The sequence below is a fragment of the Paenibacillus sp. EB106-04-04-XG159 genome, assembly GCF_058791835.1.
In genome coordinates this window covers 403609-422336 of the sequence record NZ_JBYTDY010000001.1, presented here as the reverse complement: position 1 = coordinate 422336, position 18728 = coordinate 403609, and the positions used below count along the sequence as shown (strand labels likewise).

Below are 18728 nucleotides of genomic sequence, written 5' to 3'. Positions count from 1 at the left end.
AATCATATCTCATCATTTGACAGAAAACGAGTCTTTTTTTATGAGTCTTTTTATAGTTCTTAAGCCCTTGCCCACGTATAACCCCATACCGTGCCCTTAATGCCCGCTTCATCCAGCCCTCTCTGCAGAGCATCCGCACAAGCGCGCAGCGTATTCCCGGTCGTGAACACATCATCAACCAGCATAATCGTAACAGAGCTGCTATTACTAGAGAGAATCCGAGATAGCACTTCGTGATTGCTGCGATACGCTCCCTGCATACTGCGCTCACGACCGCTTCTGCTCTGATGACTCTGTCTAGCGTCTTCCCTCACACGGGACAGCGCCGGCAGCAAGGGCCGTTTCCAAGCATGCGCCAGCAGCTCAGCTACAAGAGCGGCTTGATTGAATCCGCGATCCTGCAAACGTTCCGTGCTGGAGGGCACAAAGGTTACAGCATCCGGGTATGATGAGCGCGAGCGATTCCCATGTATAAGATCTCTTATTCCCTGTAAAAAACCTGAACTCTGACTACTTCTATCGACGAGCTCGGTACGCTGATAGACATCCTCGTACCTCTCCAGCATCATGCCCGCAAGCAGCTGGGCAAACCCGATCTCCCCTTTAAACTTGAAACGGGAGAGCCATTCCTTCATGACCGCATCGTATTGTACCACGCTGCGGTTTGCTGCAAGACCATGCGCCATCAGAGGATGGCGCCTACAGTCCGAGCAGCGGATTCCCCGCCCGCAGCTGCGGCAGCCGATTGCGGTGATCCAGGGGATGGCCTCCAGGCAAGACCGGCAGAGACGATGCATCCATCGTCTCGGGTCCGTATTGCCAGAGGCTCCTCCCGTTGGAGAACCGCAGGTGAGACAGCTGCCGTGCGAGGGCGCGCTCCATTGCTCGAACCAGCTGCGTCTTGTCTCCATCGCCCAACCCCCTCCGGCTACGAAGCGCCATCCAGCAAGTAACCGCCGCGCTTCGCCAGGCGGTTCATGCGGCGAATCTGCCGCACCGCTCCGCGCTGGGCGCTGGTCCACTGCGGAGCGGCGAATACGACGCGCCCATGCGGGTCGTCCTTCGACCGCCCGGCGCGACCCGCCATCTGGACGAGAGACGACGTGTCAAACAGCTTGTCGTCCGCGTCCAGGATGAAGACGTCGCTTCTCGGCACGGTCACGCCGCGTTCGAGTATCGTCGTCGTGACGAGAACGCGGATGTCTCCTTGCCTGAAGCGAAGCACCTTCTCCGTCCGCTCCGCATCGGCGGCGGACGTGCCTGCCACCGGCTGCTGCTCGAGCACCCCGCGCAGCAGCCGGACCATCCCCTCGACGTGGCGAATTCGCGCCACGAAGACGAACACCTGCGCCCCCCGCGCAACCGCCTGCCGCAGAGCGGCGGTCACGCGGCGGGGCAAGTGCCCGCGTGCAATGCAGCGGGCCACCCCCGGCATCGCCATCCGCTCAGGCACCGGCAGCGGATGGCGATGGTACCGCACAGGCACAATCGCCTGTGCGAGCTGGCCGCGCCGAACCGCGCGCTGCATCGGCGCCGGCGGCGTCGCCGACAAAAATACAAACGTGCCGCCCGGCTTCAACGCCTGCTGCGCCGCACGCTGAAGCACTGGGTTGTTGTGGTAAGGGAACGCATCCAGCTCATCCACAACAACCAACTCAAAGGCATGCGCGAAGCGCAGCAATTGGTGTGTCGTCGCCAGCGTAATCTCCGCCTTCACCCAGCGCTCTGCGCTCCCGCCATACAGCGTCGCCACCTTCGCATCGGCAAACGCCCGCTCAATCCGCGGCTTCAGCTCCAGCACCACATCGCGTCTCGGTGTCGCGATGCATACCCGCTTCCGCGCCGCGAGGGCGTAACCGACGAGCGGAAACATCATCTCCGTCTTGCCCGCTCCCGTCACCGCCCACAACAAAAACTCCCCTTTGCTAGCCGCACCGCCCACACGGCGTCCCTCCAGATACTTCAACGCCTTCATGCTCGCATCTCGTTGAGCAGGTGCCAGATGATAGGGATTCAACAGCTCGTCCAGATCACTCTTATTACTTGCATCCTCACCTTCATTCAATGACGCACCATACTTCTTATACGTCTGCGATTGAACAGGATCCGGAGTTGTCAGCCCGATCACGAGCATTGCGCACGAGCGACTCCGTCCTAGATTCAGACATTCCGTGCACGTTAAACACTTCTTCGAGCCGCAGCTCTCGCAAGAGGATTCCTGCAGCTTCTCGCCTTTGCCCCCGCATCTTCGGCAATAAGACTCCCTAGTATTGCTCGTATCCTGGTTCAGTTTCGGATCATCCTGGATCCGCAACCGAAGCTTCAACGCATGAAACGACTTCCCAACCAAACGCAGAGTACGCTGACCGATACGAATCCAGATGCTGTCTCCCTCTCCCCACGCTATACCATTCGTCAATGCCAGCTTGCCACGGAGCACTCCCCATTGGAGCGCCGCATGCAGCGTACCCCGATCTGTCTTCTCGCCATATGATTCTAATAAAGAGAGGATCTCACTTTCAAACAAGGAACGTCCTTCCAACATCTCGCACAAGCGCTCACTCAAAGTAATAATACCTGCAAATCCGGTTACTAAGCGGTCGTACCTATGCATCATTCGTTGAGTATTCGTTTCATACGCAGCAGCTATCTCCCTCACATAACCGTTATCTGCATATCTGCCTGCAGTTTCATTCACATGTCTCCTGCCAAAGATCCTAACATCGATCCTCTTCGTCGTCTGTTCTTGATACCCGAGATCAATCGTGTAGGCCATAATTAAGAATCCATCAAAATATCGTCTCCACTCTTCCTCCCCCCAACTGTCCATATCCGATCGCGCCTCAAATTTCTGCGACGCTCTAAGCGCAATCGGCAGCGGCAGCAGTTGATTCAGCATGACGAGCTTCTCTCCTTGTGAAGGCCCCACTCTCTGTTCTTCCATCCAATACTTAATGTCTACGCGACCGTTTAGCGTCAATCCCATATGCCAGCCTGTACGTGAACGTACCGTATAGAGCATGACCTGCATCTTTCCCACCTTACCTTTCTACTGATATATCTCATTCTATTCTGGTTTTTAGAACTTTTATCAGGCTCGGTCTTGTCATATGCTGCTGTAAAATATCTTGGGTAATTTTACAATTATTAGTTCTCTAAACCTATTCAACTTCCTGCTGCCATTCATGTACTTTTTGCATATTTCGATATTATTCTTCAATTAGCGTCATCATCTTATGTCGACCTAATATAGTTCATTACTCCTAACTATTACTAACGCTTCTTTTCTACTCTCCTTCCTAATTAACAGATTGGTACTTTTGTATCCTATTGTTGATTGCCCGACATAAGCTTCGCATCCTTTATCGACATCAAACAATTGCATAGCAAACAGTTTATAGCTGCACCCTCCTCACATTTGCACGACCTAGTTTCCTAACGACATTGACATTAAACGAGATTAACTATTGAATCTGTTAATTTGTATTCTTCGTTTGATAATATACTCACGCCACAAACACAGCAAAAAAGCACACCCATTCCAAATTCAATCGGAATGATGTGTGCTTCACATCTACGAACTTGTATATAACTTTGCCCTAATATTACCACCAAGTTCTTGATTTGCCAAGTACTCAAACTCGAGATGCAGTTATGAGTCAGCGGCGAAGCCGACGCCACCATTGGCGGACGCGCCTTCTAAAGCGCGCCGCCAGCCACAAAGGGAACTCTTCGCCAGTCTGCTTGCTTATGCAGCATCAGCACAATCTGTGCTTCCTCCGGCTCCTTCTGCATTCTTATGCGGTGCACCGCATCCTCTTGCTCTTTCCTGCTATTCACATGCACAACATGACAAGTCATATCATTGCGAAGTACCATTTTGCTAATGATCGCTGTTGTATCATCCGTCGAGTTATTGTCCACAACGGAGAACTGCAGCCGTCTACCCTTAATCCAAGCGAACCAGCTATAGGCCCGGATAATCCATTCCATATGGCGCTCATCATTATGCGACACAATCACGACATGCATCCAAGGTGCTGGCTTAACGCCGCGCAGCTTGTTCTGCAGTCGGTGTACCAGATGAACGACCACCACCGCCAACCCGTAGCATCCCACAATCCATAACAGCATTGCAATCATGCGGCCCACCTCCCTATAACAAAGTGTATGCCGCAATATGCGCTACGGTGACGGACAAGCGTCGTCATTTTTTGATTTTTTTCTTAAGAGTTGTACTTCTCCATCCGCAATCCGCTTATAGAGTTACCCAACCATTCTTAATGGACCCGATAACGGCTTGAGTCCGATCTTCCACACCCATCTTTTGCAGGATGCTGCTGACGTGATTCTTAACTGTCTTTTCACTGATAAATAGATACTCGGCAATTAATTTGTTGCTTTTGCCTTCTGCCATAAGTCGAAGCACTTCCGCTTCACGTCGAGTCAACGGATTCTCTTCCACATTGTTGAGACGCACGCCTGCATCTTGTACCGTGTCGTGCTCCATTACCCCTTCGGCATCCAATAATGTCATGCGACGCAGCTGTTGAATCAATTTCCCCGTGACCTTTGGATGAATATACGCGAACCCGTTCACGACTGAACGAATCGCATTAATCAAGGCCTCAGCCTCCATATCCTTCAACAAATAGCCCCATGCGCCTTTGCGTAAAGTTTCAAATACGTAGCTTTCATCATCATGGATCGATAGAATAAGAATCTTTACATTAGGAAATATGTCTCGCATACGTTCTGTAGCTATTACACCATTTTCTACGGGCATGTTAATATCCATTAGCACGACGTCAGGCACTACGTGATTGCAGAATTCCAGCACCTGAATGCCATCGCCGCATTCCCCAATAACTTCCAGGTCATCTTCCATATTTAAAATACGCTTTAATCCTTCACGAAATAGCTGGTGATCGTCAGCAAGGAGTACTTTTATTTTATTTCCTGACTTACGACTGTCCATAGGTTTACTCCTTTCCCTTATCTACATTCGTAGGAATGACAATGACGATTTCAGTACCTTCGTTCTCGATCGAATGAAAAGTGATCTCACCTTCCACCAGTTCAACACGCTCCCGCATGCCGATCAGGCCAAAATGTTCTTTGGCTTTTGATTCCAAACTCCTCATATTGAATCCGATGCCATTGTCCTTAATAACTAGCTTAACTTCCTTATATTCATAAGACAATTTACAGAATACGTGTGTTGGATTCGCATGCTTGGCTGCGTTCGTGAAAGCCTCTTGAACCAACCGGTAGATGGCCGCCTCCATGGCCGAGCTCAACCGGCGTTCTTTGCCTTTCAAGTCAAACGAGGTATGTATCTGCAATCTATCTTCAAAGTCATGAATGAACTTGCGCAATGCTGGTACAAGCCCCAGATCATCTAAAGCCATAGGCCTCAAGTTGAAAATAGTTTTACGGATCTCCTCTAATCCAGCTCGCACTTGCGATTTTAGATCTACTACTTCGTGCTGAGCCATTTCAAATTCCTGCTTACTCAGCATTCTCTCCACAATTTCCGTCCTAAGAACTACATTGGCAAGAGACTGAGCAGGACCATCATGGATTTCTCGTGCAATCCGTTTTCGCTCTTCTTCTTGGGCCAGGATGATCTTCAAGCCGAGCATTTGCCTATTCTTCGCTGATTCCAATATACGAGTGACCTGTGACAAGTCTCCTGATAAATACTCAAGTGCAACATTCATCTGCGAACCGATCATTTCAGCGCGTTCAACCGACATCTCAACATGACGCAGTCTCTTCTGCAGATCTTCTCGGCGAGCCTTCAGATAGGATTCCTTCTCCTTATAGATCATGAGCTCCACCTGAAGCGCTGTCGCTTTCTCATAAGCCTGCTTGTTGTCTTCTTCCGAATACTTCATGAATTCGCGGCTGACTTCGGTAAGACGTCGACGAGCCAGGCCAAATTTCAGCTCCAACTCGTCCACTTTATCACATACACGACTCGTTTCCTCCAACATCTCTTGCATCTGATGCTGCAGTGTCGCTGCTTCGTCTCGTGCAGAGTCCAGAATCTCGAATATTTGATATTTACTGTCCTCCATCACTTGTATGGCATTCTTAATCACGCGATCAATAACATCGACTTGATTGTCCAATACTGTTCCGTCCCTTGCATGAGAATAGGTGCTGAATTCTCCTATTATGATACCATATTAACGGATTGTTATGGACTTCGTCTTTTGGTCCCAATTCACTTGTAGTCCTAATTGTTCGGATACGAGTCGAAGAGGGACTAGAGTCCTGTTCGATCGAATGATAGGTGCTACTTCAGACTCTGATCGTTTGCCATTGTTCCAATAAGTCTTCTGATCTACTCGCAGTTCCAAATAACTATCGCCGCGAAGGATGCTTACTCGTTTCGCTTCATTATTCCAAGTCGCGTTTCCGCCAAATGCATCCAAAATGACCTTAACCGGCACATACGTTGTTCCGTTCAATACGATCGGCGCTACATCCAGCTTGACGTCTTTGCCGTTCACTTTCGCCTGCTTGCTGTTGACCGTCAGCTTCATCTCGGCTTTAGGCAGCGCCACAGAGCCTCCCGCTGGGAGCTTGGCTTTGATGTTATCAAATGCGATTTCTCCTGCCGAAGAACGCTCATCTTGACCCTCCGTGAGATTAACTACGTATAAACGCTCCAATGTCACAGGTCCAGGCACTCCTAAAGATGCTAGATCCACCTCGAACGTCTGCCATCCATCCCAGTTGATTACCTCGGCCACATCTACGAGATGCTGCTTGCCGTTTGCATCTACCAGCTTAGCTCGCAGCCAATTCATGCTGTTATCACCGTATACATCCACCGTAAAGGATGTTGTTCCAGCAGGAAGCTTAATGCCTGTTGCCCCATTCAGCATTGCATAAGCGAAGTTGTCGGCTGTGTCGCTTGTCATGTCGTACGACAGCTTAACCACCTTATCTGCAGCTCCCCGGCCATCATAACCGCTAACAACTGACGCTTCACCGAATGTTGATTCCTTCGGCAATCCAGCGAAGCTAGGCTTTACTGTAGATTTATTGAAGTCCTCTACCATCTGCTCAGAGCTGAGTGTGAGTGGAATCATCGTCTTCACTCCGTCATAGCTGGCAAAGGCGTAACCAACCTTCGTGTTGTCAGAAACTGTATCGACCGTCAGGACTCCATCTGTTACACTGCCGCTGAAGCCTTGGAATTCCCATTTGATAGATCCATTAGGCACGGTTGCAGTAGAACCGTCCATCAGCTTCACCTTTACCGGCACAGCGATCTCAGCGCCAGCCTGCAGAGGTCCACCACTTGCATCGATATACATATCCTTAATCTGAGCCGAGCCGATTACTTCAACGTCCTTCTTGTTAGTCGCGCTGCCCGACTTGGCAATGACTTGCGTCTTACCGGATTTCTTCGCCGTAAATGAAGTTCCATTCCACGCGACTTTATCATCTGAAGCGATCCATTTCACATCCATATTGCCAGAATCCACTGGGTTGTAGTATTGGTCATACGCTTTGATGCTGTAATTGGCATTCTGTCCGATAAAGAGGCGGTTAGGTCCAGACAACTGCATCCCTTTAACTTCGCCCTTAGGAGCAATGGAGAACACACCCAGGCCATTAACAACTCTTCGTTGTGTAGTGCCATCCTCTGTGTTGTGCGTCACCTGTGTAGCCGTATCACCAAGCGGTCGATGCACCATCTGTGTAGAACCGCCGCCATCCAGGTTAACTGCTTTCCATACTCCCATCTGAATAAGAGCTTGCTGAAACTCCTGCAGCGTCAAACCGCTGCTGTTCTCATTCTTCTCAGCGGTTACCATATATACATAACGGTTATCCTTTGAGTAGCCTACTGCAGTGCGAGCACGCGCAGAGCTGCCGCTGATCGAGCCCGTGTCACGCGTGAACCCAGACGCTTTGCCATCTTGTACAAGCAGTGTGTGCCCTCCTATCATCATCTGGAACGAATCTGGATCTACTTCCTTTCCAGTCGTTTCAGAGACTAAATGATAGTCTACCGCCACAGGCATGCCGACCTGCATATTCTGACGCATATATTCCGCAGCCTTCCCATGCCCGCGCAGTATATATGCTCCTTCTGGCACGCTCATATCAAGCGAGGAGCCATCTGAGAAGTCCGTGACAACGCCATTCTGCACGAGCGCCTCCGTCGGTGTTGTGGAGCTGTTCTTCGGTCGTTCCTTGTTCTTCCACGCGCTTGTGTAGATGTACATTGTGTTCGCATGACTATATTGCTTATCTGGCTCAGTCATATAAGTTGCCTTATTAATGCCTGCCAACGGGAATGTTTCTCCGTTAGAACCGCGTGCTGTTCCTTCAAATTCATAATCATCAATAACCGGCTTGCCGTCCTCTGTAACTGCAAATGCATACATACCCGTTAGATCCGAAGGACTTGATATCATTTCTCCACTTGTAATGTCGCCTCCAAGCGGTGCGCCCTCCAAATTCATGGTGAAAAAGTCGCCGTTTATACCTGCTACTGCGCCGGTGTCCTTGGTCATGCCAACAACACTCTGATTTGAATTCAGCTTGCCTTGCTGTCCATTCATCGTATCGAGCTTCACATAAGGGTTTGATAAGTCTACTACTACCGCATTCATATTCACAGGAACTGATTTACCAGCACGCGGCGTAGTATATTGATACTTGACTAAACGCGCGCCAGAAGTAATGATCTCCTCATCAACCTGCTTCAATGAAGGCGCAGTCGCAGCCGCGTTCACTGCTGGTTGGGATTGTTCATCTCCAGATGCATGAACCGTGCCTGTAAAGCCGTAGAGCGGTGATAATAGCATCGCTCCAGTAAGCAATAGTGTAAGCCACTTTGGATGGCGTGTTTTCTTCGTTTCTACATTTGCATTGAAAGACATTTCGTTTCATTCACTCCCCAAGTCGTCGCTTCCTACTCTCCCAAGCCAAGCAACGGATAATCTAGCTAAAGCCGCCTCTCCCCACGACTTATAACTCTATTCAAATTGCAATAATTCTACCAAATTGTGCTTTTTTCTATTTAAATAGACTCCTTTTGATAGATAAAAGTTGCGTTTTTCAGCCTATGTAATTCATGGAACTGCTCGTGCATACGAAGATTTGGCCTATTAAAAAACGAAATAACTCGTATATCACAAGAAAAGCACCATCCTTCTTCACTAAGAAGTTAGGATAGTGCTTGTCCTATATCATTCTTTAAATATAGTTAAGTTGCTGCATCATACGTCGAATCATAATGCTCGCTTGAGCTCGTGTCGCGTTTTCTTTAGGGCCGAATTTGTTGCCTGTCATCCCTTGAATGATGTTTGCCTGCACCATCTTAGCGACAGCATCTTGCGATGATACGTTGATGCTCTTGTAATCTTTGAAGCCCGTCAGATAGCTGCTTACGGATCCGTTCAACGTTACTGGCTTGCCTGCAGCAATCATGGCGCGGTTCATCATGAGCGCCATTTGCTCTCGCGTGATCAGGCTGTCCGGCTTGTAGGTGCCGTCTGTAAAGCCTGTAATGATATTCGCCTTAACGGCTGCGCCGATGTAAGGCGCCGCTGCCGAAGTCGGATTCACATCACGGAATCGCTTCGCAGAATCAACGTTGCCGTCTAAACCAAGCGACTTCGATACAAAGACCGCAAACTCGCCTCGAGTAATAGGCTTGTTCGGTTCAAACTTGCCGTTGCTGCGCGCATCGACGATAAAGCGACCCGCGAGCGCGTTGATGTCGCTCGCAGCCCAATGGCCGCCTACATCGGAGAAGCTGCGGTTGCCGCGCGCGATCGCAAGCGCGCCATTTTTTGGCATTTGGCTGTTCACCACACTGACGCTGCCCTCATCTTTTACCGTTGTCGGTATATAGGCAATCTGTCCAGAGGATCCCTGATCCAATCGAACCGCTGATGTTTTCTCCGCGGCAATAGACTGAGTTGTACGATAGCTGATGTGTGTCTTCGTATCTAATGTTACAGCCTTTGCACTCGGATAACTCGTATAAGCCGACAGCTGGAACTCATGCGGCTCTACAATGACGGAGCCCGAGGCATTGCGGATTGCATTCGATAAGCCCGCTGCCTGCTGCGATGACTGCTTCTCCATCTGGAACAGCAGCGTCGCACTAGCTGACGACGTTCCTAGTTGACGACTGATAGTCGCAAAGTCCAGATCTTTTAACGCGATCGTATACAGCCAATCTCCATAACGTACGCCAATCTTTAACTCTTTGTCCTTGCGAGCCATTTCCTCAAGAGATTTGAATGGAATCGCAACAATCGCAGCTTTCTCATTTTCAGATAGATCCAGAACTACAGCTTCTACTCCATTACGAGATGCATATTCCATGGCGCTCTTCCAATGAGCATCGTCTACACTATATCGATTCACATACTGGCCTGACAACGAACGGTCCGTCGTCTTCTTGGCGGCTGCCGTGTCTACCAATAGCAAATCTTTCAGGAATAAGTTCCATGAAGCTTCCTTCGTATTGCTTGGCAGGGTGCCCGAAGAACCGCCGCCATCTATCGAAGAGTTGGTCACCTTAAACGAAGTGAACCCTCTCACCTTATTACCGCTCATATCCTGCAAATAGTTAGAGCTCGGCGCACTATAAGTTACATACACCGCATCACCATTTGTAATCGGCTGTGCCAGCGTTAAGGTCACGGTTGAATTGTTCACCTGCACCGAACGTACGGAGCTCTTGGCATAATCCGTTCGTACTGTGAAGGAGCTTGCTGTAGGAACCGAGTAATGATCCAGCTGCTTCGAGAAGAGCAGTGTGATCTGATTCCCGTCTACGCTTGCCTTATCCACTTGTGGAAAAGAGGTATCCGTCGTAATGCCTACAGGAATCATGTTGAATGCTGGCGCTCGATTGCCTGACAAGTCCATTAGCCATGGCATTCCAGGCACATAAGACAAGGTTACGATATCATTCTTGGATGTGACTGCTGAGCTTAATGTCAAGATAACTTGGTTGTTTCTGATATCTACCTTGTTGACATAGCGCGCTTTATCATTTACAAGTACCGAATAGAAGCTCTTCATCGGCACGAAGTCTGGATTCAAGCCTTCATTATAGTTTAGGATCAAACGTGATCCATCAACGACTGTCGAGACAAGGACAGGCGCCTTCGTATCTACACTATTACGAGCGTATACAGGTCCGAACGCAGATAGATTAGCATTGTTGCGATCCGTCAGCGGATACGAACCAGGCGTATACTGCACAGTCACAACCTGTCCGTCTGCAACTACCGTATTCAACGTTAACAGCAGCATACTATTCGCCGTAGTCGCACTTACCGGAGTGTATTTTACACCATCAACCATAATGGTAAATTGTGAAGTGCCGCGACTATCCAGCTCTTTCAGCCACTCGCTAAATGTAACCTGTATAATGCTGCCCATCACCGTAATTGAAGTGATCTTATTCGTCGAGGTTTCTACATTATTCGTTACCTCGCGCGATGAGAAGCTCGCGGCACGGTTGCCGTTTACATCCTTCAACGGGATGCTGCTCTGCGTATAGGAGACTTTTACAACTTGACCCGTTGCAATTCCGCTCTGCATGAATATGCTCACTTTTTTACCTTGAACAGTTACACCTATCAAAGGGCGTTCTTCATCATTGACTGTTACTTTGAAGCTAGACAGATAAGGTGTGCTTGAGCTGTCCAGATCTTTGCTGTAAGTCAATTCAATCATATCTGATCTTGCCATCACTGCCGATTCCAGAACTGGAGCTACCGTGTCCGGTATAAGTGTCTTAAATGTCCACGCATTCGTCATCCCTGGGTATGGATTGCCTGACAAGTCCTTCAGAGCCCCTTGCGCAATGCTCACTGTATAGGTAGTACCAGAGGTAAGCGCATAACGCGGTTTAATACGCACTTGTCGTTTATCAGATGGATTCACTGACACATCCACAGTTACAGCACTTCCGCCGCTGCGTTTTAACACGATCCCACTTGCGTTAGCAACCACGACGTCTTTATTCATGGTCATGACCAGCTCTGTATTCAGCGGTACATTCGTTGCATTATCAGTCGGATATACGGATGAGATCGCAGGCGCGCTCGTATCTGACGATACCCGGAATGTCCAGGTTGTACTATCTTTAATGCCGTTGAATTCATTATTGTAGCTGTCTCGGAAGGCTCCGCGATCCACATGTACATAATAGGTTTTATTATCTTCCAGCTCATTAAGAGCAATCTCGATGGTATTGGTGCCTCCGCCCTTAACATTTGCAGATGTCGCCTTGTGCTGCTGTACGGCATTCGTACCTTGATAGACGGTGATATAACCATTACCAAGATAAACTTCTTTGTTAAATACCATCTTCAAGGTTGGCTTCTTGGATACCCCAGTCGAGTTATTGGCTGGTGATAAGCTTGTTACTGTAACTGGACTCTGATTGCTGCCCGCTTCAGTAGTAAATCGCCAAACGTTCGAATTCTGGATTCCCGCGAACGGAGTCATATCGGAATCATAAAATGTTCCTGCATCAGCTAATACATAATACTCCGTGTTTTTCTCTAAGCCGCTGACACGAATCGTAGCCGTATTGCCTGATACCGATACATCATTCGATGTAACCATGATATCTTTAGTCGCGTTATCGCTCATGCGCTTGATCTGGATCTTCCCACTGCCTACCGATATAGGCTCATTGAAATCCATCCGCATAATAAGCTCAGATCCAAGGACAACCCCTCCCGCGAGATGTTGAGGGAACGTGCCCTGCAGCTGTGGAGGTGTGTTATTAGAAGACACTGTCTTGAAGTTCCAATCATTTACTCCTGAAAATGGCTTGCCCGAAAGATCCATAATCGCATCTGGTGTGATCTCTATTGAATAATCCGTTCCATGCTGCAGATTAAGTCCGGTAATCGTCAACGTGTTCGTACCCCAGCCGCTAATATTACTAGGGCTTGGCACTGGAATAGAGGTCTCTACTTGACCGCTCTTCTTGATCAAGATCTGTCCCTTATTCGCCAATACTTCCTTGTTAAAGGTGATCGTTAATGCCGTGTTCACCGCTACTCCAGATCCTAGAGGCTTCTTGTCCGTCACGAGAATCGGAGTGTTGTCAGCAGCAGGGCCTGTTTCAAATAGCCATTGGCTGGGTGTCGATATCCCGACATATGGCTGATTGCTATAATTCAAAAATGCATTATTATCTACGGTCATGTAATACGTTTTATCATGCTTAAGCTCGCTGACTGTAAATCTAGCAATACTGCCATTAATCGATACATCGCTTGCTTTAATAACTTGAATTGCTGTTTGCGATGTTGCTTCATATACGGTTATATTTCCAGAGCCTGCTTGTACAGGTTCACTGAATACCATGGAAAATGAAGATTGAGGCGATATATTCTTCATGCCTGTTTCCGGGTATGTTTCTGTCAGACTTGGTCCTGCTGAGAGCACTTGAACTTCACCAATATCTGATATCGGTTTAGCTGCAACCGTACCGCCAACTATCCCTTGCATAAACAACATCATCGCCAAGGCGATGGACAACGTACGCTTCATTATGAATTCCCCTTCCGAAAAGACACTCGTACTATATTTTTCGGCTTCGGGGAGGTGAAAGTTTAGAGTTATTCCTTTATTCTGGGCAAAATAAAACCCCTGTCCCATTATAGGACAGAGGTCATGTCTTATTCCTTATAGGCCAGCTTCTGCGCGAAGCTGCTCAGCCTTGTCAACACGCTCCCAAGGGAGGTCAACATCCGTACGGCCAAAATGACCGTATGCAGCTGTTTGCTTATAGATTGGTTTGCGCAGGTCAAGCATCTTGATGATGCCTGCAGGACGAAGGTCGAAGTGCTTCTCAACGAGTTCAACAAGCATCTCCTCTTCCACCTTGCCAGTACCGTAAGTGTCAACGTTGATGGACACTGGGCGCGCTACACCGATTGCGTATGCCAATTGGATCTCGCACTTGTCAGCTAGTCCAGCAGCGACAATGTTCTTCGCTACATAACGAGCTGCATATGCCGCTGAACGGTCGACCTTCGTTGGATCCTTGCCGGAGAATGCACCGCCACCATGACGCGCATAGCCGCCGTACGTATCAACAATGATCTTACGGCCAGTCAAGCCAGCATCCCCTTGAGGTCCGCCGATAACAAAGCGTCCAGTTGGGTTGATGTAGAAACGAGTCTTCTCGTCAATCAAATCGCTTGCAACAACCGGATTAATAACATGCTCACGAATATCCGCTTGGATCTTCTCCAACGATACATCTTCAGCGTGTTGTGTTGAAACAACAATCGTATCTACACGAACTGGTTTGCCGTCTTGATATTCGATTGTTACTTGTGTCTTACCATCCGGACGGAGGTAGTCCAATGTACCGTCTTTGCGAACCTCAGACAAGCGGCGAGCAAGACGATGAGATAATGAGATTGGAAGCGGCATTAATTCCGGTGTTTCGTTCGTTGCGAAACCGAACATGAGACCTTGGTCTCCAGCACCGATATTTTCCGTTTCACTCTTGGCATCTTCAGTACGCGTCTCAATCGCGGAGTTAACTCCTTGTGCGATGTCAGGCGATTGTTCATTCAAAGATGTCAATACCGCGCATGTCTTATAATCAAAACCATACTTCGCGCGTGTATACCCGATTTCTTTCACCGTTTCGCGCGCGATGGATGAAATGTCAACATAATCGGCTGTTGTGCTAATTTCTCCGATAACAAGCACTAGACCTGTAGCAACGGATACTTCGCACGCAACCCGAGCATTCGGGTCGTTTGCCAGAAAGGCGTCCAATACCGCATCTGAAATCTGATCACAGATCTTATCTGGATGTCCTTCAGTGACGGATTCGGAAGTGAACAAATGGCGTCCTTTAATAGACATTGGACTCTACCCCCCATACCAAAAATGTGAGCGTTCCATGATGGAAACTCTAGACAAAAAACGAACCTTCTCCATCGTGGAAAAGGTTGTTATACCAGCCTTCGAAAATTCATATTACTGCATTTGATAGGAAGTGTCAATGTAACAACCATAAATTGCTTGTCCATATATTTCTTAATATTCGGAATCAGGATTTGGATAATTGTTCGCCTTGGGCTACCAATCGCTTCGTAATCTCACCGCCTACTGAACCGGCATCACGCGACGACAGGTGACCCCAGTAATCATGGTTTGACATTCCATACCCTGAGGATGTGACCGAGCCAAGTTCTCCTGCGAACTCTGTGTCTCCAAAGCCGCTTTGAACTCGCTGTTGAGCGACGGGCAATCCGAATTCTGCCGCAATTTCATATTTCAATCGATAAAGTGCATCTTTGCTTGCTGGTACAAGCTTCTTATTATTAGCCATGGGGATTTCCCTCCTTATATAGGTAAGTTAGATGAAGTAATGATGTTAGTATGCACGAACACCCTAACCACACCCGTAGGAAATAATGTCCCCTTTGGCTGAAATAAGAAAGAGCGGCTCCAAGGCCGCTCTTTCTTACATAATAGGAATAATAGCTGTACTATTGCGCCATACTATGGCTTAACTGTTTCATCCGTCGCAATGTTCTTAATGGTGTATCCACCACGAACCATGACGACGACACTGTTCTTAGGCGTATCCTTCGCTGTAATGCCGCGCCCGTCGCGTGGGAACAGCAGCAGATGGTTCTTTGGCACATCTGCGCCATTCAACAAGTCCACGCCGTCGGTCAAGTCAGATACTCCGCTTGCATCCGCACTATAGATCTCGGACTTGCCGGCGCGGACCACGAACTCGGCTCCGCCGCTCGCAATTAATTGCTGCCCCGGCTTGATCGTCACGATCTCCATCTTGTCAGCTGACGCACTTCCGCCAGCTGAACCGTTGTCGCTCGTTCCACCGCCGTTGCCGCCATTGCCGCCGCTCAGCTTCGCAAACAACTGATCCACGTAACTTTTCGTCACGAGCGGGTCCTGTGCATTGCCTGGTTCAGCACCTGCCGTACTCCATGCGCTTATGTTCATTAAACTGCCCATCAATATGCCGCCGCTAAGCACCGCGGCTGTAAATAAGATTTTCTTTGATTGTTTCATAGGTGCATCCTTTATTAACTAGTTTATAGGAATAATACTTCTATACGGCGCAATCTCTTTTGTCGCCAGCAGTTTACGATGTCCATTAATCTCATCGTAAATGTTGATATTGTAGCCTTTATAGAGAACATTGATTACATCTTTTCCTTCAAATGTAACGTTTAGCTTCTTATCCTCACCTGTAGGCATCGACTCAGACTCGCTTCCTCCAACTGTATAAGATTTCTCAAATGTGCGCGTGCCATCTACGATTTCAAATACAACCTTATGACTCGAGTTAGCTACTTCTTCATATGGTGTGGACATCTTCATGTTGTAGCTGAATTCGATATTGAACTGATCATTAGAAGGAACGGATACGCTGAGCTTATTCACATCTAATGTATATGGGTTGAAAGATAGACCCTTCAGATCCGTCATTACTGTTGTTGATTGCGTAGGAAGAATGTATTCAGTCACATTTACGATGCCATCCGGCTGTGCTTCACCTGTCGTATATTCAGCTCCTGTAATAGCTTCACCGACATATAGTCTTATTTTATCCTTAGAAACGGATTTAGGAATATTTGCAGTTATGGCTACCAGTGCTGATCCAGTCGAACTGATCTTATTTTTCGCATACTCGAACTTTGCTGGAATATAAGTACCGTTATCCGCGACAAAGTATGCCGACATTCTTGGAAGTGTGTTCATCCGTGTTTCTTGATTCGTTTGCTTAAAGTCTACATACAATAGATCTGATTCTTTTCCTTCATAAACTGAGTAGTTCATAATATTTACTTGCGACTGTCTGCCACTGTTCGCAATTACGAGCGGCTGATGGTTCTGCAGGTATGGCATATACTTGAATTTGCTTCCTGTCAGCGAGAATCTTCCAATAGTACTGCTGCTTGTTTCACTCAACACGTTGGACAGCACAACAGTTACGTTGCTGTAATCATAGTTGTATGGAACCTTGCTTGACATCACCATTTGGATCGTCTCACCAGGCTTTATACTGAGCTTATTGGCAGGCTTTATTAAGTGGACAGACTTTTCGTCCAACTTATTGCCGTTCAGAACCATATATCCTTTAATGTTTGGTACTGAAGCATCTGCTGTGCCTTTATTCGTAACTTCTATAATCGCATTCAACAGATCTGAATCTTCCCAAGGCAAGCGCTGAAGCTTATCTACCTTCACTTCATAGATGCCGTCCTTATTCTTCAATGTTGTAGTATTGCCTGATGAACTACCTTCATTCATCGCAGGAACCTGATAAATTGCGACGAGATAGTCATTATTTTTGTTCTCTTCTTTAGCCTTTTTAACCAGAAGTTTTAGACCATCCTTGTTAGCTGTGCTAGGAATGCCTACTGACAAATTAATCTGAGCTTGCATGCCAGGAAGAATCTCTTCCTTCATCTCATCAGCTTTCATAGGGTATACAATACCTTCTGATGTCATAATGCTGTATTGATAGGCTGGCAATGCTACAGCCTTCTTGCCTATGTTCTCGAGTTTCAACGTTAGGTTAATATTTTTCGTATCTCCAGATGTATCAATCATAGAGTCTACGATCTGAGTAGCTACACCTACATCATTGATATTGACGATTTTCTTGGCATCCGGTTTGGTATATACATGTTCGTCAGCTTTAATGATCGTGCCATAATAACCAAGTGGAACTTCGGTGTTATTTTCACCGTCTTTTGATGTAACATACAATTGATAGGTTACTCCACGATTTTGAGTAGGCAGTTTAGCATATAGATTGATGTTCTTGTTCTCATTAGGTGCAATCTCTGTACCTGCAGCTATGTCGGCCTCTAGTTTATAGAACTTACCTTCCGAGCTCTTCAGATAATAACTCATCTCTGGCAGCTTCACATTATTGTTACTAATGTTCTCTACCGCAAGCGACATAGTTCCTTCAGTCACCTGGCCCACCTTCACTAATTGAAGACTGGAAGCAACTGTTTTGAGCTTAAGATCTTTCTGCGTTATTACCTTGCTTCTACCATATGGTACAACCGTTGAGTATTTCGCAGGTACTGCAATCTTTCCTAGCGCTTGCTCATATCCTGGCATGCTGAAATTCCATTTTACAATGTTAAATCTTAGATCGGATAGATTTGTCTTTGGATTCACCTTGACCGAAAACCGAATACCTTCAGTCGTATTTGGTGCTATCTTACTCTTCTTAGCATCAGCAGGATTGATGACTGGTGTATAGTTGGAACCTAATACATCCGTTACCCTAACCCAATAATCTTTGAAATCAAGCGAGGACTTTTCTCCATTATGTATTGCAAAAGTAAAATATACATTTTTGTCATTTCCTGTGTAGCTCAATTCAAGATCTTTAATCTGAATATAACTATTCTTCGTTATGTATATAGATTGCAGTTTAGGTGATTCATGAACAGGATTCGTAATTCCTGATGCAGCATGTGCAATTGATGGCGCTAATCCGCCCACTGAGAAGGACATCAACATAGCAGATGCAGTCAACAACAATACAGTACGTTTCAGTTTCAACCTTTTCATCCTTTCTGGTAAATCTCATAATATATACAATTATATAATGTATGACGACTAGAATGGATAAAAGTTGCTTAAAGTTAGATGACAATATTGACACAAAAAAAGAGCTGGGATAA

At 47.4% G+C, this 18728-nt stretch carries 11 protein-coding genes; all 11 read right to left on the bottom strand.

Annotated features, from left to right (window positions below; genetic code table 11):
• Window positions 1–59 precede the first annotated feature (59 nt).
• The 11 genes from AC3WTP_RS01845 to AC3WTP_RS01795 all read right to left on the bottom strand — a co-directional run bounded on the left by AC3WTP_RS01845 (window position 60) and on the right by AC3WTP_RS01795 (window position 18606).
• Window positions 60–911 carry a ComFC family protein gene (locus tag AC3WTP_RS01845; protein WP_492392867.1) on the bottom strand — a complete coding sequence of 284 codons (852 nt, stop codon included), beginning with the start codon at window positions 909–911 and terminating at the stop codon, window positions 60–62.
• 17 nt (window positions 912–928) lie between these two features.
• Window positions 929–3031, bottom strand: coding sequence for an ATP-dependent helicase ComFA (locus AC3WTP_RS01840; RefSeq protein ID WP_492392866.1), 2103 nt, complete (start codon window positions 3029–3031; stop codon window positions 929–931).
• A 668-nt stretch (window positions 3032–3699) separates the two neighbouring features.
• Window positions 3700–4143, bottom strand: coding sequence for a glycosyltransferase family A protein (locus AC3WTP_RS01835; RefSeq protein WP_492392865.1), 444 nt, complete (start codon window positions 4141–4143; stop codon window positions 3700–3702).
• 115 nt (window positions 4144–4258) lie between these two features.
• The gene (locus AC3WTP_RS01830; protein ID WP_492392864.1) at window positions 4259–4978 is read right to left on the bottom strand and encodes a response regulator; all 720 of its coding nucleotides are present in this window, start codon (window positions 4976–4978) and stop codon (window positions 4259–4261) included.
• Window positions 4979–4982: 4 nt separating this feature from the next.
• The gene (locus AC3WTP_RS01825; RefSeq protein ID WP_492392863.1) at window positions 4983–6137 is read right to left on the bottom strand and encodes a sensor histidine kinase; all 1155 of its coding nucleotides are present in this window, start codon (window positions 6135–6137) and stop codon (window positions 4983–4985) included.
• A gap of 57 nt (window positions 6138–6194) precedes the next feature.
• A complete protein-coding gene (locus tag AC3WTP_RS01820; RefSeq protein WP_492392862.1) occupies window positions 6195–8912 on the bottom strand; it encodes a stalk domain-containing protein in 2718 nt (905 codons plus the stop codon).
• Between the two features lie 316 nt (window positions 8913–9228).
• Entirely contained in the window at window positions 9229–13569 is a 4341-nt protein-coding gene (locus AC3WTP_RS01815) for an Ig-like domain-containing protein (protein WP_492392861.1), read from the bottom strand.
• 135 nt (window positions 13570–13704) lie between these two features.
• Window positions 13705–14904 carry a methionine adenosyltransferase gene (gene metK / locus AC3WTP_RS01810; RefSeq protein WP_492392860.1) on the bottom strand — a complete coding sequence of 400 codons (1200 nt, stop codon included), beginning with the start codon at window positions 14902–14904 and terminating at the stop codon, window positions 13705–13707.
• Window positions 14905–15091: 187 nt separating this feature from the next.
• Window positions 15092–15373: an alpha/beta-type small acid-soluble spore protein gene (locus tag AC3WTP_RS01805; RefSeq protein ID WP_492392859.1), complete on the bottom strand. Its 282-nt coding sequence runs from the start codon at window positions 15371–15373 to the stop codon at window positions 15092–15094.
• 173 nt (window positions 15374–15546) lie between these two features.
• On the bottom strand, window positions 15547–16086 hold the full coding sequence (locus AC3WTP_RS01800; RefSeq protein WP_492392858.1) for a hypothetical protein: 540 nt from the start codon (window positions 16084–16086) through the stop codon (window positions 15547–15549).
• An 18-nt stretch (window positions 16087–16104) separates the two neighbouring features.
• Window positions 16105–18606, bottom strand: coding sequence for a hypothetical protein (locus tag AC3WTP_RS01795; RefSeq protein ID WP_492392857.1), 2502 nt, complete (start codon window positions 18604–18606; stop codon window positions 16105–16107).
• Window positions 18607–18728 lie beyond the last annotated feature (122 nt).

Bases quoted from the DNA above. Each gene is read 5' to 3' on its own strand.
- AC3WTP_RS01845 (WP_492392867.1), bottom strand. From the start codon at position 911: ATGGAGACAAGACGCAGCTGGTTCGAGCAATGGAGCGCGCCCTCGCAC.
- AC3WTP_RS01830 (WP_492392864.1), bottom strand. From the start codon at position 4,978: ATGGACAGTCGTAAGTCAGGAAATAAAATAAAAGTACTCCTTGCTGAC.
- AC3WTP_RS01805 (WP_492392859.1), bottom strand. From the start codon at position 15,373: ATGGCTAATAATAAGAAGCTTGTACCAGCAAGCAAAGATGCACTTTAT.
- AC3WTP_RS01815 (WP_492392861.1), bottom strand. From the start codon at position 13,569: ATGAAGCGTACGTTGTCCATCGCCTTGGCGATGATGTTGTTTATGCAA.
- AC3WTP_RS01820 (WP_492392862.1), bottom strand. From the start codon at position 8,912: ATGTCTTTCAATGCAAATGTAGAAACGAAGAAAACACGCCATCCAAAG.
- AC3WTP_RS01840 (WP_492392866.1), bottom strand. From the start codon at position 3,031: ATGCAGGTCATGCTCTATACGGTACGTTCACGTACAGGCTGGCATATG.
- metK (WP_492392860.1), bottom strand. From the start codon at position 14,904: ATGTCTATTAAAGGACGCCATTTGTTCACTTCCGAATCCGTCACTGAA.
- AC3WTP_RS01835 (WP_492392865.1), bottom strand. From the start codon at position 4,143: ATGATTGCAATGCTGTTATGGATTGTGGGATGCTACGGGTTGGCGGTG.
- AC3WTP_RS01800 (WP_492392858.1), bottom strand. From the start codon at position 16,086: ATGAAACAATCAAAGAAAATCTTATTTACAGCCGCGGTGCTTAGCGGC.